This window comes from Lactococcus fujiensis JCM 16395 (assembly GCF_002441655.1).
GTDB classification, from domain to species: domain Bacteria; phylum Bacillota; class Bacilli; order Lactobacillales; family Streptococcaceae; genus Lactococcus; species Lactococcus fujiensis.
Genome location: NZ_JXJU01000003.1, coordinates 55,191 through 77,561, shown reverse-complemented (window position 1 = coordinate 77,561; position 22,371 = coordinate 55,191). Strand labels below are relative to the sequence as shown.

At 38.3% G+C, this 22,371-nt stretch carries 26 protein-coding genes and 1 tRNA gene; 3 read left to right on the top strand and 24 right to left on the bottom strand.

The annotated features are described in order from the left end of the window. Nucleotides 1–2: 2 nt before the first annotated feature. From RT41_RS03300 to RT41_RS03290, 3 genes are all read right to left on the bottom strand, one after another. Complete coding sequence (locus RT41_RS03300) at nucleotides 3–1,322, bottom strand: dihydrolipoyl dehydrogenase family protein (RefSeq protein WP_054639135.1); 1,320 nt, start codon at nucleotides 1,320–1,322, stop codon at nucleotides 3–5. Nucleotides 1,323–1,432: 110 nt separating this feature from the next. Then, nucleotides 1,433–3,973 carry a M1 family metallopeptidase gene (locus RT41_RS03295; RefSeq protein WP_054639136.1) on the bottom strand — a complete coding sequence of 847 codons (2,541 nt, stop codon included), beginning with the start codon at nucleotides 3,971–3,973 and terminating at the stop codon, nucleotides 1,433–1,435. A 116-nt stretch (nucleotides 3,974–4,089) separates the two neighbouring features. Beyond that, nucleotides 4,090–4,575, bottom strand: a complete 486-nt coding sequence (locus tag RT41_RS03290; protein WP_096817437.1) for a thiol peroxidase — start codon at nucleotides 4,573–4,575, stop codon at nucleotides 4,090–4,092. A 159-nt stretch (nucleotides 4,576–4,734) separates the two neighbouring features. Between RT41_RS03290 and RT41_RS03285 the strand changes: the two genes are divergently transcribed. Then, nucleotides 4,735–5,418, top strand: a complete 684-nt coding sequence (locus tag RT41_RS03285; protein WP_096817434.1) for an alpha/beta fold hydrolase — start codon at nucleotides 4,735–4,737, stop codon at nucleotides 5,416–5,418. Between the two features lie 24 nt (nucleotides 5,419–5,442). Here RT41_RS03285 and RT41_RS03280 read toward each other — a convergent pair whose 3' ends face one another. Continuing rightward, nucleotides 5,443–6,417 carry a helix-turn-helix transcriptional regulator gene (locus RT41_RS03280; protein WP_219524934.1) on the bottom strand — a complete coding sequence of 325 codons (975 nt, stop codon included), beginning with the start codon at nucleotides 6,415–6,417 and terminating at the stop codon, nucleotides 5,443–5,445. Between the two features lie 39 nt (nucleotides 6,418–6,456). On the opposite strand from RT41_RS03280, the gene RT41_RS03275 reads away from it, so the two are divergent. Next, a complete protein-coding gene (locus RT41_RS03275) occupies nucleotides 6,457–6,963 on the top strand; it encodes a GNAT family N-acetyltransferase (protein WP_096817432.1) in 507 nt (168 codons plus the stop codon). A gap of 26 nt (nucleotides 6,964–6,989) precedes the next feature. Here RT41_RS03275 and RT41_RS03270 read toward each other — a convergent pair whose 3' ends face one another. The 17 genes from RT41_RS03270 to rplO all read right to left on the bottom strand — a co-directional run bounded on the left by RT41_RS03270 (nucleotide 6,990) and on the right by rplO (nucleotide 18,832). Next, on the bottom strand, nucleotides 6,990–8,279 hold the full coding sequence (locus tag RT41_RS03270; protein WP_096817429.1) for an MFS transporter: 1,290 nt from the start codon (nucleotides 8,277–8,279) through the stop codon (nucleotides 6,990–6,992). 186 nt (nucleotides 8,280–8,465) lie between these two features. Continuing rightward, nucleotides 8,466–8,798 carry a DUF1048 domain-containing protein gene (locus tag RT41_RS03265; protein WP_054639138.1) on the bottom strand — a complete coding sequence of 111 codons (333 nt, stop codon included), beginning with the start codon at nucleotides 8,796–8,798 and terminating at the stop codon, nucleotides 8,466–8,468. 36 nt (nucleotides 8,799–8,834) lie between these two features. Next, the gene (locus RT41_RS03260) at nucleotides 8,835–9,179 is read right to left on the bottom strand and encodes a DUF1048 domain-containing protein (protein WP_054639139.1); all 345 of its coding nucleotides are present in this window, start codon (nucleotides 9,177–9,179) and stop codon (nucleotides 8,835–8,837) included. Then, nucleotides 9,176–9,493, bottom strand: a complete 318-nt coding sequence (locus tag RT41_RS03255; protein WP_096817427.1) for a PadR family transcriptional regulator — start codon at nucleotides 9,491–9,493, stop codon at nucleotides 9,176–9,178. Before RT41_RS03255 ends, RT41_RS03260 begins: the two co-directional genes overlap by 4 nt. 214 nt (nucleotides 9,494–9,707) lie before the next feature. Further along, nucleotides 9,708–10,805, bottom strand: a complete 1,098-nt coding sequence (locus RT41_RS03250) for a PIN/TRAM domain-containing protein (RefSeq protein ID WP_096817424.1) — start codon at nucleotides 10,803–10,805, stop codon at nucleotides 9,708–9,710. 82 nt (nucleotides 10,806–10,887) lie between these two features. Continuing rightward, complete coding sequence (gene radA, locus RT41_RS03245; RefSeq protein ID WP_096817423.1) at nucleotides 10,888–12,252, bottom strand: DNA repair protein RadA; 1,365 nt, start codon at nucleotides 12,250–12,252, stop codon at nucleotides 10,888–10,890. A gap of 196 nt (nucleotides 12,253–12,448) precedes the next feature. After that, nucleotides 12,449–12,781, bottom strand: a complete 333-nt coding sequence (locus tag RT41_RS03240) for a hypothetical protein (protein ID WP_054639141.1) — start codon at nucleotides 12,779–12,781, stop codon at nucleotides 12,449–12,451. 115 nt (nucleotides 12,782–12,896) lie between these two features. Further along, nucleotides 12,897–12,969, bottom strand: a tRNA-Thr gene (locus RT41_RS03235). Between the two features lie 370 nt (nucleotides 12,970–13,339). Continuing rightward, entirely contained in the window at nucleotides 13,340–13,720 is a 381-nt protein-coding gene (gene rplQ / locus RT41_RS03230) for a 50S ribosomal protein L17 (protein ID WP_096817421.1), read from the bottom strand. Nucleotides 13,721–13,737: 17 nt separating this feature from the next. Then, complete coding sequence (locus tag RT41_RS03225; protein WP_096817419.1) at nucleotides 13,738–14,676, bottom strand: DNA-directed RNA polymerase subunit alpha; 939 nt, start codon at nucleotides 14,674–14,676, stop codon at nucleotides 13,738–13,740. A gap of 48 nt (nucleotides 14,677–14,724) precedes the next feature. Continuing rightward, nucleotides 14,725–15,108, bottom strand: a complete 384-nt coding sequence (rpsK, locus tag RT41_RS03220; protein ID WP_054639142.1) for a 30S ribosomal protein S11 — start codon at nucleotides 15,106–15,108, stop codon at nucleotides 14,725–14,727. 18 nt (nucleotides 15,109–15,126) lie between these two features. Further along, complete coding sequence (gene rpsM, locus RT41_RS03215; RefSeq protein WP_054639143.1) at nucleotides 15,127–15,492, bottom strand: 30S ribosomal protein S13; 366 nt, start codon at nucleotides 15,490–15,492, stop codon at nucleotides 15,127–15,129. 17 nt (nucleotides 15,493–15,509) lie between these two features. Then, complete coding sequence (gene rpmJ / locus RT41_RS03210) at nucleotides 15,510–15,626, bottom strand: 50S ribosomal protein L36 (RefSeq protein WP_014024193.1); 117 nt, start codon at nucleotides 15,624–15,626, stop codon at nucleotides 15,510–15,512. Nucleotides 15,627–15,679: 53 nt separating this feature from the next. Continuing rightward, nucleotides 15,680–15,898, bottom strand: a complete 219-nt coding sequence (gene infA, locus RT41_RS03205) for a translation initiation factor IF-1 (protein WP_003130554.1) — start codon at nucleotides 15,896–15,898, stop codon at nucleotides 15,680–15,682. Between the two features lie 230 nt (nucleotides 15,899–16,128). After that, nucleotides 16,129–16,776, bottom strand: coding sequence for an adenylate kinase (locus RT41_RS03200; protein ID WP_054639144.1), 648 nt, complete (start codon nucleotides 16,774–16,776; stop codon nucleotides 16,129–16,131). A gap of 118 nt (nucleotides 16,777–16,894) precedes the next feature. Beyond that, a complete protein-coding gene (gene secY / locus RT41_RS03195) occupies nucleotides 16,895–18,220 on the bottom strand; it encodes a preprotein translocase subunit SecY (protein WP_096817417.1) in 1,326 nt (441 codons plus the stop codon). 156 nt (nucleotides 18,221–18,376) lie between these two features. After that, nucleotides 18,377–18,832: a 50S ribosomal protein L15 gene (gene rplO / locus RT41_RS03190; RefSeq protein WP_096817415.1), complete on the bottom strand. Its 456-nt coding sequence runs from the start codon at nucleotides 18,830–18,832 to the stop codon at nucleotides 18,377–18,379. 281 nt (nucleotides 18,833–19,113) lie between these two features. On the opposite strand from rplO, the gene RT41_RS03185 reads away from it, so the two are divergent. Next, complete coding sequence (locus RT41_RS03185) at nucleotides 19,114–21,060, top strand: WxL domain-containing protein (protein WP_096817413.1); 1,947 nt, start codon at nucleotides 19,114–19,116, stop codon at nucleotides 21,058–21,060. A gap of 62 nt (nucleotides 21,061–21,122) precedes the next feature. On the opposite strand, the gene rpmD is transcribed toward RT41_RS03185, so the two are convergent. Genes rpmD through rplR form a run of 3 tightly spaced genes read right to left on the bottom strand, consistent with a single transcriptional unit; the run spans nucleotide 21,123 to nucleotide 22,175 of the window. Then, on the bottom strand, nucleotides 21,123–21,302 hold the full coding sequence (gene rpmD, locus RT41_RS03180) for a 50S ribosomal protein L30 (RefSeq protein WP_054639150.1): 180 nt from the start codon (nucleotides 21,300–21,302) through the stop codon (nucleotides 21,123–21,125). 10 nt (nucleotides 21,303–21,312) lie between these two features. Further along, nucleotides 21,313–21,807, bottom strand: a complete 495-nt coding sequence (rpsE, locus tag RT41_RS03175; RefSeq protein WP_054639151.1) for a 30S ribosomal protein S5 — start codon at nucleotides 21,805–21,807, stop codon at nucleotides 21,313–21,315. 20 nt (nucleotides 21,808–21,827) lie between these two features. Then, nucleotides 21,828–22,175, bottom strand: coding sequence for a 50S ribosomal protein L18 (gene rplR / locus RT41_RS03170; protein WP_054639152.1), 348 nt, complete (start codon nucleotides 22,173–22,175; stop codon nucleotides 21,828–21,830). Nucleotides 22,176–22,371 lie beyond the last annotated feature (196 nt).

Sequence of the window (22,371 nt, the reverse complement as noted above, 5' to 3'; positions counted from 1 at the left end):
TTTTAATAAAAATATTGTAAGTCGCTTGCTGGTGTCGGGTAAGCCATCAATAGCTTCCTTACTTCTGGTAACTTCATTTTTTTGTTAATCAAGAATGTCATGTAGTTGATTATTTCGTCAGCAATGACAGACAAGACGGTTGCCCCAATAATCTCATGATTATCATTATAATAGATTTTGGCTTTGGCTTCGGGATCGGCAAATCGCCGATATGTGTACCAGTTCGACATATCAATACGCTTAACTTGGTGGTCCAGTCCATTAAGCTCACCCACTCGTGCAAGTTTGGTCGATCCAAAAATAACAGTCGGGTATAAAGGATAATCAATTGCATCCTGACTTTCACTAGTTAAAAATGTCGTTAAATAGCCTGCTTCAAAACCTGCAACTGGAGTAAGTTTCCCCCCCTTTTTATCAATAACATCTCCCAAAGCAAATATTTCCTTATTTGTTGTTTGAAGATGTGAATTTACTTCGATGCCTTTTTTACTATTCCTTACATTGACAAGATCCAAATTTAAACCTTCGACATTTGGTTTCCGTCCAACCGCTGAGATAACCTCGTCTGCCTCTAATTTGAAACCTTCGGCATCACTCAAAAGGTATGCCGAATCAATTTTCTCAACCTGTCTTATTTCAATGTTGCTATAAATATTAATGCCTTGTTTTTCCAATATTTTAAGGTATTCTTCTGCAAGATTTTGGTCAAAGCCATTAATTTTACGCTCTCCATGGAGAATAATTGAGACTTCCGAACCAGTGGCAGCTGCAATTTGAGCTAATTCGATTGCCACTGGTCCGCCTCCAATAAACGTTAAACGCGCAGGCAAATTTTCAAAATCTAGAAAATCATTTGACGTTTTTAAAAACTCTTTTCCTTTAATATCAGGAATAATTGGGCTCTGCCCCGTGGCAATTACAAAACGCTTGGATTCGATAGATTGAAAAACACCTTTCATTTCAATATTTAATTGTCCCTCAGTATTAAATGAAGCATTGCCATAATAGGTATCAATGTTTGTGTTTTTCAAGTTGTTCAGCGCTGAACTTGGGAATGTATCAGTGTAAGCATTTTTCCTTGCAAGAAGTGATGACCAATTAATTTTTAAGTCTCCCTCCATTCCTGCCTCTAGCATGTGCTTGGCTTGCCAATATGTCTCTATAGTTGCCATCATTATTTTTGTCGGATCACACCCGACATTTGGACAAGTTCCACCCCATTTTCCCCGCTCAACAATGGCGACTTGATGGCCTTGAGCTTTTAATCCATAAGCTAGGGCAGTTCCTGCTGGGCCTGATCCAATAATTACTTCATCATACATCTGTTATCCTCCACTATTAACATTTCTTTCAGTTTAACATTTTAATGAGTAGATGATTAAAAATTAACTTGGAAAAAAAATCATAAGATTAACTTATGATTTTATATTAATTAAAGCTTTTCTGCTACTTCTTTAATGGAAGAAACAACATCACCTTTTTGATTTTCAATTAGATTTACACGAGCTTCGATTTGTTTAATTCCCATTTTGATTGAACGACCAAGTCCGAGAATGTCAAGTTTTGGTTCAAAGAAGGCTTTGTATTCAGCTAGTGCTCCAGCAGTTTTAAAGACATTTGCAGGATAAATAACAAATTTATCAAAGCTCATGTCCCCACCGAGTTTTTCTTTTACCCATTCCCAATTTTCTTTAGCCCATGCCCATGCCATGTCTTGACTGAAGTCTTTGCTCAGAATACGGAAGTACCATTTAGAAATGTCTTGTGGTTTAACAATTTCTCCATCTTTCATACTTGCAAGTAATTGTTCTGTGATTGCTGGATTTTTGGCGTTTGCAACCGCAGTAGAAAGTTCATCCTTAAATTCTGCAACAGATGATTTCACATAAGTATCAACAAACTGTTTAACCAAATCAGCAGAATCAGTTGTTTTAATTTCATTACTTAAAACAATTGGTCGGATATCAGCAGGAATTGTTTGGAAAGCATTTGAATGTGAGGCAAAAATTTCACTTGCCTTTGTTTTGGCTGCATCATTATCTGCCAAAATCATCTTATTCAAAACAAGCCCACGTTGTGTTTCGTCATCTGAACTTTCCCCGGCTACTTTTTCCCAGCCTAAACGTTGATAGTCAGCAGCAAAAAGTTGGTCCACTGTTTTATGGAAAGCTTTTTCTACCTCAGAATTTTCATCAATGAACAATTCAAGGTCAGAGATAATTTGACTAAGCGCTTGTGACACAATATATGATTTTTCGCCTGTAAAATAAGGAAGTAAAGTCACCACATCAGCATATGAAATCACTTGACCTTTTGCCAATGACTTGCGATCTTGCAAAATTTGGAATTTTGTAATTTCATCAAGGCCAGACAAAGTAGCAAGTAAGTCAGTCAGCAACTCATCTTCATAATTGACCAAGTAATGTGCTGCATTTTGATCGTTCAAACGTAATGCAATGCCACTGTTTGCTTCTTTCAAAGCAGCATAACCTGGAATGCGAACCTCACGTTCACCAAGGACATCAGGCAAACCATTCCATGAACTATTCAGAGGAACTTGCCAGAGACGACCAATTTCTTCTCCCTCACCAATAAAGAATTGTTTTTGTGAAAGGACAAGTTCATCTCCTTCGACACGAACATCAACAACAGGATAACCAGGTTGATCGAGCCATGAATTCATTAATCCAGCAACATCTTTTCCTGAGGTTTCAGAAAGCGCAATCCAAAGGTCATTCCCGACCGTATTTCCATATTTATGTGCTTCAAAATAATTATGAAGTCCATTTGAAAAATCTTCATCTCCAAGCCATTTACGGAGCATTACCATCAATCGTGCACCTTTAGCGTATACGATTGCAGGATCAAACAACGTATTTATTTCATCCGGGTGAGTAACTTCAACGTGTACAGATTGTACGCCATCCGTTGCATCACGATTCAAGGCTAAATTGGCTTCAACAATTGAGAAGTGATTCCAAATGTCCCATTCTGGATGCAATGCATCTGAAGCAACATACTCCATCATGTTGGCAAATGATTCATTGAGCCATAAATCATCCCACCATTTCATTGTAACGAGATCTCCAAACCATTGGTGTGCAAGTTCGTGACAGATCACTGAAGCAACATATTGTTTGCTCGCTGCCGTCGCATTGTCTGGGTCAACAAGCATGCAGACTTCACGATAAGTGATACAGCCCCAATTTTCCATTGCACCAGCTGAGAAATCAGGCAATGCCACGTTCCATGAGTGAGCCAATGGATATGGTGTTTTGAAATATTCTTCATAAAATTCAATACATTTTGTTGCAATTTCAAGAGGGAAATCAAGGGCTTCTGGTTTGTGTGCCTTTGTTGAGAAAGTTCCTACAGTTACACCGGACCTAGTTTTCGCAGTCTTGTATTGCATATCGCCAAAGACAAAGGCAAGCAAATATGAACTCATTTTAACGGTACGTTCAAATACGTGAATTCCTTCAATGTTGAGCAATTCAGGCATATTAGAAATGATTGTATCACCTGCTTCTTCATCAAATTTAATTGACAAATCGAATGTCGCTTTGGCTTCTGGTTCATCTATTGAAGGGAAGGCCTGGCGTGCAAAATGGCTTTCAAATTGTGTCCCAATCAACATTTTCTTCTCGCCATCAACTTCATAATAAGAGGGATAAATCCCCATCATGTTATCTGTAATTTCACCTTCATATTCAAATGAAATAGTTACAGGTCCAGTTGTTCCAACGCCAACCACAACTTCTTCATTTTCATAATCATTCATGAAGTTAGTATCAACGCTAAAAACACGAACTTTGTGAATATGCAGGTCTTTTGCATGGAAATAAACGTTTTCGCTTTTCGCTTCCCCTTTGATAGCAACTTGACCTTTAAAAGTCTTAGATTTGCGATCAATATCAAGGAAAATCTTGTAGTTTTCAGGGACAAAAGTGTCAATGAGATGTTTTACAGCCATAATTTCTCCTATTATTCAGTATTATATTAATTATATCAAATTGAGTAGAAAATTTCGAGTTCTAAGAAAGATTAATCTGGTCATCAAAAAAGTAGAATGCGAACATTCTACTTTTTTTACCCAAGGGTAGCTGACAAAGCCGCCGCATAATTAGGTTCTTGTGAAATATTCTTGAGAATCTCGTGATAGATTAGTTCCCCATTCTTCACGACGAAGACAGAACGAGCGAGTCTTCCAGCCAGAGGTCCATCAGGCATGATAAGTCCGTAAGCCTTGCCAAATGTTCCATCGTCAGCTAAGAGTGTCATATCAACACCTTCAGCAGCACACCAATTTTTTTGTTCCTCAGCAGTATTATTAGAAATACTCAAAAAATCAATTTCAAAATGCTTGCTCGCTTCAACATTAAAGTGTTTTGTTTGCAAAGAACAAACACGTGTGTTAATATTTGGAAAAACACTGATTAATACTGGTTTCGTCAGTGATGAAAGTTGTATCTTTTCACCATTTTGGTCTACTAGTGAAAAATCAGGTGCCTTTCCAGACACAACAGGATTGATCTCCGTTACTTTTTCATCGTGGTAAAAGATTTCATAAGACATTACTCTTCCTCTTTTTTCTAATATAATTCTAAGTCTATCATAACATTTTAATATTTCTTGAATCGACAATTTGATTACTAACCGGATAAGTTTTGGCTTTGTTTTAGTTTGAAATGTTAGCATAATTGGTGATATACTTGACTTGAAAGTGTAAATATTATGGAAAAATGGATTACAACAACGGATCAAACAAAAATTTACTATGAAATAAAAGGACAAGGGCCCGCCTTGATTTTTTTGCATGGCAATTCCCAAACTGGTCGTGTTTTCCAAAAACAAGTGGCGTATTTTTCCAATTTTTACACATGCATCACCGTTGATACTCGCGCGCATGGCAAAAGTTTCTTCGAAGGTGAACGATTGACTTTCCAAAAATTAGCCGATGATGTTATTGAAATTATAAATCATGAGAAAATAGAAACAGCCTATTTGCTAGGATTTAGCGATGGAGCCAACATCGCAATGATTTTAGCTGCTCAGGAGCCACAACGTTTTTCTAAATTAATTCTCAATGCTGGAAATCTAACAACAAAAGGGCTGTATTGGCTCATGCGTCTGTTTATTTTTCTTATTTTGGTGGGAAGTCGTTTCTTGCGACTCAACATCCCTTCTTTACAGCTTTTGGTTGAAGATACTGGTCTAGACGAAAAAGATTTGACACGAATAACAGCAAAAACCCTTGTTTTAGTTGGTCAGTTTGACGTAGTAAAAGTCACCCATGCCCTTGAAATCCAAAACGCCATACCAGATGCAGAACTCATCGTCGCCCCACTTGCAACACATCTCTTTTTCTACTTTCAACCAAAACGCTTTAACAAACTCATTAAACAATTCTTAGAATAAAAAGGAAAACAGTCGTTTTCCTTTTTATAATTTATTTTTCAAGTGGCTTACTTTTTCAAGGAGAAGTCTTCTTAATTGATCAGGAATTTTATCAAATTGAACACCGTCACCTAAATAAAGTAACCAGTCAGCAAAATACGATAGCTCCTCCCCATTCTTGATATCAATTTGCGCGTTAAATTGACCACTGCTTTGAAACATTCCTGTAAAGCTTAATATAATTCCAGGAGGATGAAGCCGTTTGAATCTCTGTATGCCCATATAATCTAGGCTTATTTGTAAATTTCCATCCCGCAAAGATGATCGTTTTAGCTCAGTCAATTCATCTTCACTTACCTTCATTTTTTGAGATGAAATCATGCTTTCACGTAAAGATTCAACTGGAAGATAACGCAATTTATTTTGACCAAAATCATATGCCTCAACGAGCCATTGCCCGTTCGTGTTGAAAATGTGAAAAAGCCATAGATCAAGTAATTCTCGAAAACCAGGACTCCATTCATAGGTCACCCGTAAGTGTCGACTTTGAACGGCTAGACTAATCAACTGGTTAAGTTCCGGAGGTGCTGCATCATCTAACTCTAAAACATTTGGATTTGCCGGATTAGTATTTTCAAAAAGCAAAATGGAGTTGAGGTCAATAAGTTCATCTTGTTGTGTCTGATTTGCTATTCCTATTAATTTTTCGCTGATTGACTTACGATTTTTTAAGTAAGGAAGTTGTGAATTTTTTGAGGCCAAAAAACTTATGAAAACAGCTGTCAGTTCGTCTTTTGTAAAATGAACTGGAGGTAAGTACTCATTTTGCATAACAAAATAGCCACCCCCGCGGCCATTTTCACTGACCAATGGAAAACCCATAGCCTGAATTTCATTGATGTCCCTTATGGCTGTCGCTCTAGATATTTGAAATTCATTTTGAATTTCTTTTATGGTAAATTGCGCACGATTATTGATGTAGCGCATAATTAAATTTATACGTTCTGTTTTTTTCATCATTTCTTTATAAAATATAATTAATTCTGATATAATTATATTATGACTAAAATAATTCTAGATTTTGCAAAACCGAATGACATTGATGATATCATGACAGTTGAAACCCCTTGTTTCACGGCAGCTGAGGCATCTTCAAGAGCGTCTATGATTCAGCGAATTGAACTTATTTCAGATACATTTATTGTTGCAAGAGATTTAGACCAAAATGGCCGTGTCGTCGGTATGATTGTGGGTCCCACATCTTCAAATCATTATATCACAGACGATTTATTTGTCCATTCTGAAAAAAATAAATCCACCGATAAAGTTCAAACTATTATTACCTTAGCAGTTTTAGCCGACTATCGCAAACACGGAATCGCCCAAAAATTATTGGAAAAAATGGCCGAAATTGACCGTGAAAATGGGCGAGAAATCATCAGCCTGACCTGTCTTGAATCATTGATACCTTATTATGAAAAGCATGGATTTGTCAATGAAGGACGTTCCGAATCGAAGCTGGCCGGAGAAACATGGTACAATATGATTTTTGACTTAAAAAAATAAAAACTGTCATTTCTGACAGTTCATTCTTACGAGAACGGATGACCTTGTTTGGTCAGTCCGTTTTTTAATCGGGTTCGTTGATTGGCATGAATTGAATATTTCTCGAGTGTCAACCCCAAAATTAGTGCTGAAAGGAGACCACAGCCACCTAGCAGCCAAATCCCGCCTGCCAAAAAGCCAATTCCAGCTCCTGCTGCAACAAGCAATGGGCCAGCGGCAGCACCAGTGTCACCAAACAAGCGGCACGTTGCTAAAAATTGTGCCCGATAAGAAGCTGGAGCCATATCAGCACTGATGGTCATGATCATACCAGCACCAATACTATTTCCTAAGCCCATCAGTAGTGACACAATTGCCATAGACCAAATCCCGTGCGTCAATGGAATAAATAAGATTGAACCACCCAAAATCAACATCGATGGGATGGCCACCCAAAGTCGACCATAGCGATCCATTAATTTCCCAGCGGGGTAAAACAAAAGCGCATCAAGCAAACCTGAAAGTCCATAAATATAACTCGTCATTGATGCATTTAGTCCAATGTGTGCAGCCCATAGAGGTAAGGCGGTATTTGATGTTTGCCGAACCGCTCCGACAAGTAATATTGCAAATCCTAAAGTCGCAAACATTCGCCAATTTTGTCTTAGAATATAAGTTGTTTTTACTGTAACTTTTTCGACTTTCTTTACAGTTTTAGGAAGGTCAATTTCAGGAACGGCAAAAACAACAAGCCATGTCAAACATGTCAATACAACCGCCGCCCAAAAAGCTCCAGGCAACCAATCTTGACTTTTTCCAGCTACTTGAATCGCAAAAATTGACATCACAGCGCCACCGACAAATGGGCCTATGAGAGATCCAATTCTTGTCATTCCCCCCAAAATAGATAATGATAGAGAACGTCGCAGCGGAGGAGTAACCTCAGTTAAATAAGCCTGACGAGCCAAAACGAACAAAGCATTTACCATCCCTAAGATGAAAATACTGAAGGCAAATACCATCCAATTGGGTGTGAATGCACAAGTTACCAAAAGAAGCAAAGTAACAACTGCACCATATAGCATGGCCTTGCGATCTCCTAGTTTTGTTGCCAACACCCCTGCAGGAATATCTCCCACAACTTGTCCTATCCCTAATAAAGCAACGATAAAAGCTGCTATTGCTGGACTGGCATGTAATTGCAACGCCATAAGTGGGATAACAGGTGTCACCGCACCAATTCCCGTTTCATAAATCATGGTGGGCAAATAGATGCTCGCCACTTGTCTCCCAAAGGAGAGTTCCCCTTGCTGAACTATTTTTTTTGATTTCACCATGATAATCAATGCTTCCTACAATTTAAGATTTCATAAATTCATTATTATTTTACATTTCGTAGAATTATTTGTCAAAAATTTTAGTAATTAGTCTATTATCAAAATGTGGCTTGACGGTATAACTGATAGTTTAGTAAAAATACAATCATCAAAAATGTAAAAATCATATCATTTTTGATGATCCCACTATCTTTTTGAAAAATAATCGTTCAAAGACTTGCGATATTTCTCTTTCCAGTCCATTCTATCATCATTTAACATTGCATCGCAAAAGGCGGCCACATCTGCTCCTATTACCTCTGTAACTTTTTTATTTTCACTTGCGGCAACTTCGAGAAATTCAACAAGATCGGAAAAACGTTCGGTATCGCCAATTCCCATATTGAATAAGTACTTTTCGATTGCTCTATATGCCTGATAATAATCACTCGGAAGTGCCTTTACCCTTTTTTGCAACTCACCCCATTGGTGTTTTTGTGCACTTGTTCCTTCACCAAATAGCTTATCGATTAATGTCATTTTTTTTCCTTTACACAATTATATTTTATCTTTTATTTACTCTAGTTTTTCAATTTTATTGTTTAAAATCTCTCGTTGCTTGTCTTCCCAACTTTTTTCATCGATAAAGCCATCCAAAAATGAAGCTACATCGGGTCCCGTTATGTCTGTGACTTTGCGGCCATCAGCAGAAGTTTCTTCAAGTAAATCTAAGAGTGAATTGAAAATGAAAACGGCATTATCCCATTTCGAAACTCCTGTAGCCCAGATGTATTTTTTCATCTCTTGAAAATCTTTATAATAGTCGAGGGGCAGTAACTTTGCTCGCGTTTCAATTTCATGCCATTCTCGCTTCTCTTTCAAACCGAACATAAGGTCAACTAAATTTCTTTTCTTAGTCATTTCTTCATATTCTCCAATCTATTTTTAATAAAATTCCATTTTTCCCAGAATTGAATCCGCTCTTTTTCACCTGCACTGTTCAATCTATACCATTTTCTCGGAGGACCCATTTTTGATGGCTTTTTTTCAATTTCAACAAGCCCTTTTTTCTCAAGGCGCATTGTTATCGTATAAATTGTGCCTTCAACAACATCTTCAAATCCTAAATCTCTTAATTTCTGTGTAATTTCATAGCCATAAGTCTCGCCTTGACCAATAATTTCAAGAACCGCTCCTTCCAAAACACCTTTTAACATTTCAGTAATGTTTTCCATTGCTTACCTCTTTTTTTCATTTCGTCTATTCTTTAATACCGATTACCACTATATAATATTACTTATTAGTCATCTTGTCAAGAGCATCAATTATTTTTTTGTTATTTCGTGAAGGTCATTGTAAATCGCTCTATTTAAAAGAGGCTATCAACGAGAGCTCCCACAATCAATAGTAATTGAATCAAAAAAAGAGCACGAATTGCCCTTTATCTTCTTATTTTTTAATTAAATTCGCAAAAATCATTCGTCCAGCTGACGTTTGCAATACTTTATCGACTTCTACAGTTACAGTTTTGTCAATTAGCTTGGCTGTGTCTTCAACGACAATCATCGTACCATCCGGCAAATATGCAACACCCTGTTGCCGCTCAGAACCCTCACGAATAATTTGCACATTGATTTGTTCCCCAACCACTAATTGCGTTTTAACAGCATTGGCCAAGTCATTAATATTTAAAACCCGTACGCCTTGAATCTCAGCTACTTTATTTAAATTAAAATCATTGGTTACTAGTTTAGCACCCGTTTCACCTGCAAAGCGTAACAATTTAGTATCTACCTCATGGATATCTGGATAATCCTTTGGAGAAATTTCAACATTTTCAAATTCTTTCAAAGCATTTACCAAATCTAATCCGCGACGCCCTTTAGCTCTTTTTAGTGCATCAGCAGAATCTGAAATGGTTTGTAATTCTAGTAAGACAAAATTTGGCACAATCACTTTATCAGATATAAATCCAGTCTTCAAGACATCCAAAATCCGCCCATCAATTACAGAACTTGTATCAAGTAAAATCATATGTTCCTTGATCGGAACAAGTTCTTCATTTTTTCCCACTGTTATCCCGACAGCTTCCAGTGGTTGACCGTTCATTTCACGTCTGCGGCGGAAAAGCACACGCACAATCTCTTCCCCTCGTTTATCAAAGATTAGATATCCACAATAAGTTAAGACGAGAATGACTAAAAATGGTACTAAGGTGCTTAAAATTGGTACATTTAGACGAGTTAAGGGAAATGTTCCCATAACACCAACAAATAGTCCCAAAATTGCACCAATAAAATTGTAAACCAATTTTGATAAATTGACTTTAACAATGTTATTTTCAAAGTGTTTCAAACCACGCAACATTATTCCTGAAACCAAAAATGAAAGAATAAGAAAAATAATTGCACCAATTAAACCGTCAATAATGCCGTGATTTAAAATACTGTTGTCTTGTCCTAGCACTGTCCATAGCGCAGGCAAGAAGGTAACTCCCAAAGAAGCACCCACAATCATCATCAAAAGATGAATTACCCATCGACGCATAACCGACCTCCTATTAATTTTGATTAGGCTTACAAGCCATAATTTATTATAACACAAGAGGGTGAATTTTTCTTATTTTGTTCTAATTAAACACTAATTTCAATGTTTCACTAAGAGTTGTCACTCCAATAACTTGAATATTTTCTGGCACTTCTATCCCACTCAATGAGTTTTTTGGAGCATAAACTTTTTTGAATCCTAGCTTGCTAGCTTCATTTAGACGTTGTTCAATTCTCGTAACACGTCGAATTTCACCTGTGAGGCCAATTTCTCCAATAAAACAATCAGTTGCCTCAGTTGGCATCTCCTTGTAACTAGAGGCGATTGCAACAGCAACGGCCAGGTCAATTGCTGGTTCATCTAATTTAACACCGCCAGCTGACTTTAGGTAGGCATCTTGATTTTGCATCAATAGACCTGCCCTTTTTTCAAGAACTGCAATAATCAGACTGATTCGGTTAAAGTCCAAACCAGCGGTCGTTCTCTTAGCGTTTCCAAACATTGTTGGCGTTGTTAATGCTTGTATTTCTACTAAAATGGGGCGTGTTCCTTCAAGCGCACAAACAATTGCAGAACCTGTTGAACCTGCGAGACGCTCCTCTAAGAAAACTTCTGAAGGATTTGTCACTTCAATCAATCCATGTCCTTGCATCTCAAAAATTCCAATTTCATTTGTCGAGCCGAAACGATTTTTGACCGCACGTAAAATTCGAAACGTGTTATTACGTTCTCCTTCAAAATACAAAACCGTATCAACCATGTGTTCAAGCATTCTTGGACCTGCGAGTGTTCCTTCTTTGGTCACATGGCCAACAATAAAAGTCGCGATGTTATTGGTTTTAGCAATTTGCATCAATTCGCCCGTCACTTCACGAACCTGACTAACAGAACCTTGCGTCCCAGGAATATCCGGTGTCATTATCGTTTGAATCGAATCAATCACCAGAAAATTAGGTTGTAATTTTTCCACTTCTGCCCTTATTGCCTGCATATTTGTTTCAGCATACAGATAAAAGTCAGTATCAATGTCCCCAAGTCTCTCCGCACGTAATTTTATTTGCTGTGCAGACTCTTCACCGCTGACGTATAAGACACGTCCCCGTGCAGCGAGTTGTGTTGATACTTGCAACAGCAAAGTTGATTTCCCAATTCCTGGATCTCCTCCAATAAGTACAAGACTTCCAGGAACAATTCCGCCTCCTAAAACGCGGTTGAACTCGTCTAAATCCGTTTCAACTCGTGGCGTTTCAAATAACTCGACTTCATCAAGCTTCATCGGTTTGGAGCGCTCACCACTTACAGAGATGCGAGCATGCTTTACATCAGCAATTTCAACCTCTTCAACAAAAGAACTCCATTCTCCACAGTTAGGACACCTTCCTAAATAAGATGCCGATTTATACCCGCAATTTTGACAAAGAAAAGTTGTCGATTTTTTTTTAGCCATTTATCCCTCAAACTTTTATACGTTATTTATTATAAATTGTAACAAAAAAGCGGAAAACCGCTTTTCTTTAGTTACTACTATTTTATCATAAAAAATATCTTGAGCGAAATGCCATTCATAAATTATAGAAATATAATAAGTTTCCCATAAAGAATTTAGAGAGCTATAAAAAAAGCCAGTCTTTCGACTGGACTTTTTATTCACTCTTCGATTCTCGAAGTTTAGAAATTTCACCTTTTAATTGTGCTAATTCGACTTCAAGTTTTTCAACATGATGGCGACGATCATATTCTGCCTTTAATTCAGACATCCGACTCTCTAATTCATCATCTGACATTTGATTTGGTCCATGTAGCGCAGGTCGATTTAATGAATTAAATGCAAAGTGCCCATTATTTTTATGAATAAAGTACAGGACAGCAGCAATTACAACGAAAGTGATAAGCATTAGTATTCCTCCTCCGAATAGACGAAGGCCTAAATGACCTTCTTGACCAAAGCGGGACATCATCTCTACTTTATCTGGCATTTGTTTCAAACCTCCATTTGTGCTTTGTACCTTTATTATACGCATTAACCTTAAATGAAAATGAATTCTTTCGATTACGTCTACTAAAAAATAAAAAGCCCTAGGGCTTTGAATATGCCATTTACTGGAATCGAACCAGCGACCCCTTCCTTACCATGGAAGTGCTCTACCGACTGAGCTAAAACGGCATCTTTTGATTTATGATTCGAGGAGAATATTTCATCCCCTACACTATGGATAAGCACAAATTCCATTCCTCTATTTTACCAAAAATCCAGTAAAAATCAAGTAAAATTAATAGATGGGAAAAATAAAAATTCTTGTCAAAACTGACAAAAATTTTTCATAAAAAAAAACCTTGAGTGTCCCACAGCTTGATATTCAAGAAGCGGACAGAGCTAGACTAAGCAATGCTACTCAACAATCAATATAAATTGATTATTAACTCAGGCACACCGCCAACATCATAACACTCAGGTTTATTTATTAATTTCAAAAATCGCTTTGATTTTAAAATTTAGCTTTAAACAATCTCTTATTTTCCACTAAAAACTAAAATTAAACAAGTTCGATGATTGCCATAGGCGCAGCATCACCACGACGTGGTTCAACTTTAAGGACACGAGTGTAACCACCGTTGCGGCCTTCGTAGCGTTTAGCAAGGTCGTTGAAGAGTTTTTGAAGTGCAGTTGGGAAAGTTTCAGATTCTTCATTGAAATCTTTGATTGCGATTTCGTTACGAACGTAAGCAGCTGCTTGACGACGTGCATGAAGATCACCTTTTTTACCAAGTGTAATCATTTTTTCAACAGTACGACGAACTTCTTTAGCGCGCGCTTCAGTTGTGTAGATGTTTTCATTGATGATAAGATCAGTTGTCAAGTCACGCAACATTGCTTTACGTTGTGAAGATGTACGTCCGAGTTTACGATTGCTCATTTTGTCTCCTCCTTATTTTATTTTCTTTTTTTAAGGGAAAGTCCCAATTCAGTCAATTTAACTTTGACTTCTTCTACTGATTTGTGTCCGAGGTTCTTGACTTTAATCATGTCAGCTTCGCTCATTTCAACAATATCAGCAACTGTGTTGATACCTGCGCGTTTCAAACCATTGTAAGCACGAACTGAGAAGTCCATTTCTTCAATAATTTTATCAAGCACACGTTCAGATTTAACTTCTTCTTTAACAACGAGTGTTTCAGCTTCTTGAGCTGCTTCTGATAAATCAACAAACAAATTCAAATGATCTGTTAAGATTTTTGCAGAGAGTGAAAGAGCTTCTTCTGGAACGATTGTACCGTTTGTAGTAATTTCAAGTGTCAATTTATCAAAATTAGAATTTCCACCAACACGGGCAGGTTCAACTTGATAATTTACTTTACTTACTGGTGTGTAAATTGAATCTACAGCAATTGTACCAATTGGAGTACCTTCAACTTTATTTTCGTCAGCAGGGACGTAGCCATAACCTTTTTTAACTGTCATGACAGCGCGCATTGAATGACCTGCTGCAATTGTGAACAAGTAATGGTCTTTATTGACGATTTCGATGTCACTATCAGTCAAGATATCGCCGGCAGTAACAGCCATAGGACCTGTTACATCAAGTTCAATTTGTTTATCAGAGCCTACGTAAGATTTGATGGCAATTCCTTTAATCGCAAGAACGATTTGGATGACATCTTCACGTACACCTGGAATAGTTGCAAATTCGTGTTGAACACCTTCAATTTGCACTGAAGTAACTGCAGCACCAGGCAATGATGACAAAAGAACACGACGCAATGAGTTACCTAAAGTTGTTCCGTAACCACGTTCAAGTGGTTCGACAACAAATTTTCCGTAATTATCTGTTTCGTCAAATTTTGTAATTTTTGGTTTTTCAAACTCAATCATGTATATTCTCCTCTAAAACAAAAAGTGTTTAGCGACAAGAGTGACTAATTATACACGACGACGTTTTGGAGGACGTGCACCGTTGTGAGGTACAGGAGTCACATCAGAAATAGAAGTTACGTTAAGGCCAGCTGCAGCGAGTGCGCGGATAGCTGATTCACGACCTGAACCAGGTCCTTTAACTGTAACAGATACTGTTTTCAACCCTTGATCTTGAGCAGCTTTAGCAGCAGCTTCAGAAGCCATTTGAGCGGCGAATGGTGTAGATTTTTTAGAACCTTTGAACCCAAGAGCACCGGCTGATGACCAAGCAAGAGCGTTACCATGAACGTCTGTAATCATGACAATAGTGTTGTTAAATGTAGATTGGATATGAACGATACCTGATTCAACATTTTTCTTAACACGACGTTTACGTGTAATTTTTGGCATTTTAACTCCTTTCTATAATTATTTTTTCTTACCAGCGATTGATTTAGCAGGACCCTTACGAGTGCGTGCATTATTTTTAGTATTTTGTCCACGTGTAGGAAGTCCACGACGGTGACGCATACCACGGTAGCTACCGATTTCCATCAAACGTTTGATGTTAAGGTTAACTTCACGACGTAAGTCACCTTCAAGTTTCAAGCCGTCAAGTTCGCGACGAATAGCGTCTTCTTGATCAGTTGTGAGATCTTTAGTACGTACATCTTCTGAAACTCCAGCAGCTGCAAGTACTTGTTGAGATGTTTTAAGTCCAATACCGAAAACATATGTCAATGAAATAACAATACGTTTTTCGTTTGGAATATCAACTCCAGCAAAACGAGCCATATTTATTTATTTCCTTTCTATCCCTGACGTTGTTTGTGTTTTGGATTTACAGGGCAAATTACCATTACACGACCGTTACGACGAATTACTTTACAGTATTCGCAGATTGGTTTAACTGATGGTCTTACTTTCATTGTGTCTTCCTTTCTATAGGTTACTGTGCATACGCACTCAATGAATGTCCAAATTACTTAAATCGGTAAGTAATACGTCCACGCGTCAAATCGTATGGTGAAAGTTCAACTTGAACTTTATCGCCAGGTAAGATACGGATATAATTCTTACGAATTTTACCTGAAATCGTAGCCAATACTTGGTGACCATTTTCGAGTTCAACTGTGAACATTGCATTCGGCATTGTATCTACGACTTTGCCGTCTACTTCAATTACATCATCTTTTGCCAAGCAAAAGTACCTCCTTAAAAATTCTCCGCAAGATACATAGGTATCTAAAAAGTCGGACTTGTATATTATATCACTTTTGGAATTTTTTAGCAAGTCTTTGTTCTTTTAAAACCTTTATTTTTCAGCCCTAAGTCAAAAAAGAAGGCGATTTTTATCATTTTTTCAATCATGACAATACTTTCGCGTGTTTTGCTGTGAAAGAGAAAAAAGCCATCAAATGACTTTCTTTTTTATCCGAGTACAGCTTTAATATCTTCTGTAACTTTTGAAATTTCTTGCCCACCGTCAATGGCTTTAACAAGACCAACTTCTTGATAGTGTTTAATAATTGGAGCTGATTCTTTGATGTTAACGTCCAGACGATTTTTAACAGTTTCAGGAACATCATCAGCACGTTGGTAAAGGTCAGTACTTCCACAAACATCACAAACACCTTCAACTTTTGTTGGGTTAAAGATTTTGTGATAGGTAGCACCACAGTTACGGCAAATATAGCGTCCGCTCAAACGGTCAACTAGAATGCTTGGGTCAACTTCGATGTTAATTACCGCATCCAGTTTGATTCCCAATTCGTCTAGCATTTCATCCAAAGCAAGGGCTTGGTCAATAGTACGTGGATAACCATCAAGCAAAAAGCCTGAAGCTTTGATATCATCTTGTGCCAATCGTTCTTTTACAATTCCGTTTGTAACTTCATCAGGAACCAATTCACCTTTATCGATGAATGATTTAGCCAATTTTCCCATTTCCGTTTCATTTTTCATTGCGGCACGGAACATGTCTCCAGTTGAGATGTGGTTTACACCATAATTTTTAACGATAAATTCTGCTTGTGTTCCTTTACCTGCTCCTGGAAGTCCCATGATTAACAAATTCATTTTACGCTCTCCTCTATTTATTCCGTCAATGTAATCTGACGAGAAAATCTGTATTTACTTACCTATTTTAGCTTATTTTCAACTAAAAATAAAGAAAAACCTTGCCGAAGCAAGATTTTTATGCATTTTCAATTGGATTATCCAAGAATCCAGTATAATTCTTTTTGTAAAGGTAACCTTCTAGTTGTTTTACAGCTTGAATTGCAACTTGAATCAAAATCAACAGTGATGTACCACCAAGTGCAACGATTTTTGGTAAGCCCCAAATATTTTGTGCTGCAATTGGAATGATTGAAATCAAGCCAAGGAAAAGGGCACCAACTGTTGCCAAACGCATCAAGAGACGTGAAATATATTTTTCAGTTCCTTTACCTGGTCGAACTGAAGGAATATAAGAGCCTTGTTTTTGAAGGTTTTCTGACATCTTCTCTGGATTCACTTGAACAAATGAATAGAAGAAGGTAAAGAGAACAATCAATAATGCGTAGAACAACATCCCTGTCCACGTGTTGTAGGAAAGCGCCGCTTGCAACGTATTTAACCAGCCAATTGAGTTTCCATTTGCCTTTTGAATAAATGACAAAATCGTTGCTGGAGCTGTTGTAATTGAACCGGCGAAGATAACTGGAATAACCCCAGCAGGGTTGACACGGAGTGGCAAGTATGAGCTAGTAGGCGCACCTTGTGTTAATTTCGTGTATTGAATTGGAACTTTCCGCTCAGCTTGTTGAACATAGGTTGTGATGTAGATAATCAAAACGCTTGCTACAATCAAACCAACAACGAATAACCAAGACATTGGAATTTGTGACGGACGAACGTTTTCAAACTTCTCAACGTAAACGGATTGGATTGCACTTGGAATACCGGAAACAATACCCGCAAAGATAATTACAGAAACACCTGAACCAAATCCTTTTTCATTGATTTGTTCACCCATCCAAGTCACAATCATTGAACCAGTGGTCAGAATTACACCGATCATCAAATAGGTTTGTAGGTTGGGTGTTTTTACAATGTTCGCACCAGTGCCAGCCATCGCTTGGAAACCAGCTGTGATCCCAATTGATTGAGCCATAGCAAGAACCAAAGTAATGTAACGTGTTGCTTGATTAGACTTCCGGCGTCCAACTTCCCCTTGTTTTGACCACTCAACAAAGACTGGCAAAATATCCATTTGTAAAAGTTGAACAATGATTGAAGCTGTAATATAGGGAGAGACTCCCATTGCAAAGAGAGAATAGTTTTGCATGGCATTTCCTGAAACCAAATTCATCATGTTCAAGAATGGTAGGTCACTCAGATTGTTTAAATTGGTAACGTTAATCCCCGGAACGGTTATATGCGCACCAAGACGGAACACAAAAAGAATAAAAATAGTAAACATGATTCTCGCACGTACATCTTTTACTTTAAGTGCTTCTTTAAGGGTTTTAAAAAACATTTCCCCTCCTTAAGCTATTTTTTGTTAATTTGTTCTGTCAAATTGAGTAAGCTTTGAAATTCAAGGCCTTTTCAATTTGACAGAATCTAATAAATTGGAAATTTTTAGATTAGTCAAAATGTCAATAAACGGTTGAAAAGTTCAACCGTTAATTAATTATTCAGCTTCAGCAGCTACAACAACTTTTCCGCCATTTGCTTCGATTGCAGCTTTAGCAGCAGCAGATACTTTAGCAACATCAACAGTCAAGTTTTTAGCAGTCAATTCACCGTTTGCAAGAACTTTAACGCCATCTTTAACATCTTTGATGATTTTAGCAGCTTTAAGAGTTTCAACAGAAACAGTTGCACCGTCTTCAAGTTTGTTCAAAACATCGAGGTTAATAACAGCATATTCTTTACGGTTGACGTTCAAGAATCCACGTTTTGGCATACGACGGAACAATGGAGTTTGTCCACCTTCAAATCCTGGACGGATTGATCCACCTGAACGAGCTTTTTGCCCTTTTTGTCCACGGCCAGATGTTTTACCATTACCAGATGAAGTTCCGCGACCTACGCGATTTTTTACGTGACGGCTGCCTTCTGCAGCTTTCATTTCATGAAGTTTCATGAGTGTTTCTCCTTATTTCGCACCCTGCTTACGCTTGTTTTTCAGGTAAGGAACTTGAAAAACTTACTCGCTGATGCGCATTATTTTATTTTGTCCCATAAAACAGGACCTCTCCTATTTTACTAAATTACTTGATAATATGCAAGCTATTTCTGTTTTGGATCCTTTTACTCATCGTTTCTTTTAGAGCTTTCATTAATATCCTATCTTCATATGTAGTAAATAACGTACGCGAGTGCTATAATATGACTTAAGAATATTCTTTGGTTCGGAGGTTAAACATGCGATTCAAATTTCAGTTTATTTTTATGGTCATTTTATGCTTTTCTTTTGGATTATGGCAGAGCCAGAATAAGGTTTTTGCCTCAACCACGTACATGGGTACTCCTGTGGATGGTCAATATGACAGTCAGACAGGTGATGCTTGGTTATCAGAGGCTAATGCTTCGACGGGAAACGATTATCTTGAAGAATATAATATCTCAAGTCAAGCGACAGTTTCCGGAGAATATGTCGCTATCCCTGGTGGTCTTACCGTTGGGTCTTTGACAGTCGTGCCTAATGGTTTTGCGCCGGATGGTTTTGCGGTGGTCGGTGTACGAACAGGAACCAACATCAATGGGACGGGTGCCACAGGAGCAATTGTGACAATCAACTTGGCAACTAAATCCATTGTTGCCACAATCCCTGACTCGGGAAATTATCCTTTTGCTACCTGTTATGATCCAAGCAATGGCTATGTTTACGTCTCTGACAATGCTAAAATTTCGGTTATAAATCCAGAAACTGGTGCAGTTGTCAATACAATAACAATGGCACAAATTCCTGGTATTTGGGGAATCAACTCAATAAAATATGACTCCGTTTCCAACACAATCATGGGACTCAGTCTAGGCTCTGGCTACACTGCTACAAGTAGCAGTGGTTTGAATAGTTCTAACGCGTTAACTTCTAGCTATAGTAATCAAATGTTTGATTTGTCCATATCGGGAACTTCTTTAACTGAAAAGTCCATTATGGATTTAAATCAATTGACTAATTCCTTTAATATTGGCACCTCATCACCACTGACAGCCGCTCAAATCACGACGATCACAGCCGCCCCTAAGCAATTCGATTGGGCCGCTCAAAATTTTACCATCAACGCTCAATCAGGGTATATCTATATTCCAACTCTGAGTAACATCCCTGCCAATGCTGAGGGAAATACAGGAGCTTTATATCCTGAAGTTGCAGTTATCAATCCGACAACAATGACCCTTGAGGCAATGATATTAATGCCTAGCTCAACCGATGGTGCAGCAAGTGACATCTACAATGCATCGGCAAAAGATGTCTATTTCCCAGATTACGCTGATGATTTAGGGCACATCGTTTCAACAGCTACCGTTTCAACAGCCATTTCAGCAGCCACAACTTTACCAGCCGTGATTCAAGCGAGTAATTTATCAACCGTTCAACTCGACACTTCCGCAATTGGAATTACGTATGAAGGGTTCACCAATCCTCAACAATCATCTCAATTAGCGTTCGTAAGTAAAACGCTTGGACGTGTGACCATTCTTACACCTCCCTTATTAATCACAGGGACAACAGCTCTGAATTCAGCTACAACTGGTCTCGATGTAACTTTGGTCGGGAGTTATTTAAGTATTACGACTGGTGTGGTCGATGCAGCAACAGGTGCAACAACCGCCGGAAGTTTCCCTAGCAATGGTGCTTCAGCTTATGCACTTGATTTTAACACGACTGATGGAACATACGCTAATTCTTCCAATGCCCTGATCACAGGTAAAAACACACCTCAGTCTACTCATTTAGGCGCAGCCGTAGCTGATCAAATCGAAATAGCTGATGAACGTGGAACAGGCGTCGGATGGAATGTTACGGGGAGTTTATCAGACTTAACCTTTACTGGTACATTACCTAGTACAGCAGCGGCTTGGCCAACGCTTTCCGGTGCAACAATTAATATGAGTGGTGTTTCTGTAACAGGTCAAGATTATACACAGACGACGCAGGCTGCAGCCACTTTATCTACCGATTCTATTCCTGTCAGTGTTGCAACAGCAACAGCTAACAATGGAATGGGAATGTCCTTAATCACGCTTTCATCTGCTCAAACCGACGTGACCTTATCTGTCCCTTCAACCGTTCATTCAACCTACGGGCTCTACACAGGAACAATTATCTGGACCCTTAATGATACACCAACAGGTGTGAACTGACTCTAATCACTCTTTTCAAAATAAAAAAAACTATCTTAAAAGATAGTTTTTTGTTTGTCTGATTAGATTTCTTCAACTTTTACAAGGTGAGAAATTGAATTTGCCATACCACGCATTGCTGCAGTATCTTCTTTAACTACGGATGAACCGAGTTTACCAAGACCAAGCGCAACAACTGTTTTACGTTGAGCAGGGATACGGCCGATTGGTGAATTTACCAATGTAATTTTAATTTGAGCCATGATATCCTCCTTATGCTAAGTCGCTTACAGATTTGCCACGCAATGCAGCAACTTCTTCAGCGCGTTTAAGTTGTGACAATCCATCAACTGTTGCACGAACAACGTTGATTGGAGTGTTAGAACCTAATGATTTAGATGTAACATCAGCTACACCAGCAAGTTCGAGGACGGCACGAACAGCACCACCTGCAGCAACTCCAGAACCTTCTGCAGCTGGTTTAAGCAAGATCTTACCACCACCGAATACACCAAGTGCTTCGTGAGGTAGAGTTGTACCAACCATAGGAACTGTAATGAGGTTTTTCTTAGCAGCTTCGATTGCTTTACGGATAGCTTCTGGAACTTCTTGAGCTTTACCAGTACCGAAACCTACGCGACCGTTACGGTCTCCAACAACAACAAGTGCTGCAAAACGGAGGCGACGACCACCTTTAACAACTTTAGTAACGCGGTTAATCCCAACAACGCGTTCTTCGAATTCTTTTACTTCTTCGTTTCTAGCCATTTTTCAGATTACCCCTTTCCTTAGAATTTCAATCCTGCTTCACGAGCAGCTTCAGCGAGTGCTTGAACACGTCCGTGATAGAGATAACCACCGCGGTCAAAGACAACAACTTCAACACCTTTTGCTTTAGCAGCTTCAGCAATTGCTGTACCTACTTGAGCAGCTTGTTCTGATTTAGAACCAGTCAATTTAAGTGAATTAGCTGATGCAAGTGTTACGCCTGCAACGTCATCAATGACTTGAGCATAAATGTTAGTGTTTGAACGGAAAACGTTCAAACGTGGAGTTTCAGATGTACCTGAAATTTTACCGCGAACGCGTGTGTGACGACGTTGACGGAGTTTGTTTTTATCTGGTTTAGAAATCACAATTCTACCTCTTTTTAAATTTTATTATCACTAGTTTTTGCCAGCAATGAGTCTTGTCATAAATGTCAACACTAGGTTGGCCGACAAGCGGGAAGTTTCTGTCTGTCTATATGAAAATAGCATTGACAGAATCTTGGCATTCCATTATAAATAATGAACACCAACTACGGATTATAAATCGCCATTCTTATTAAGT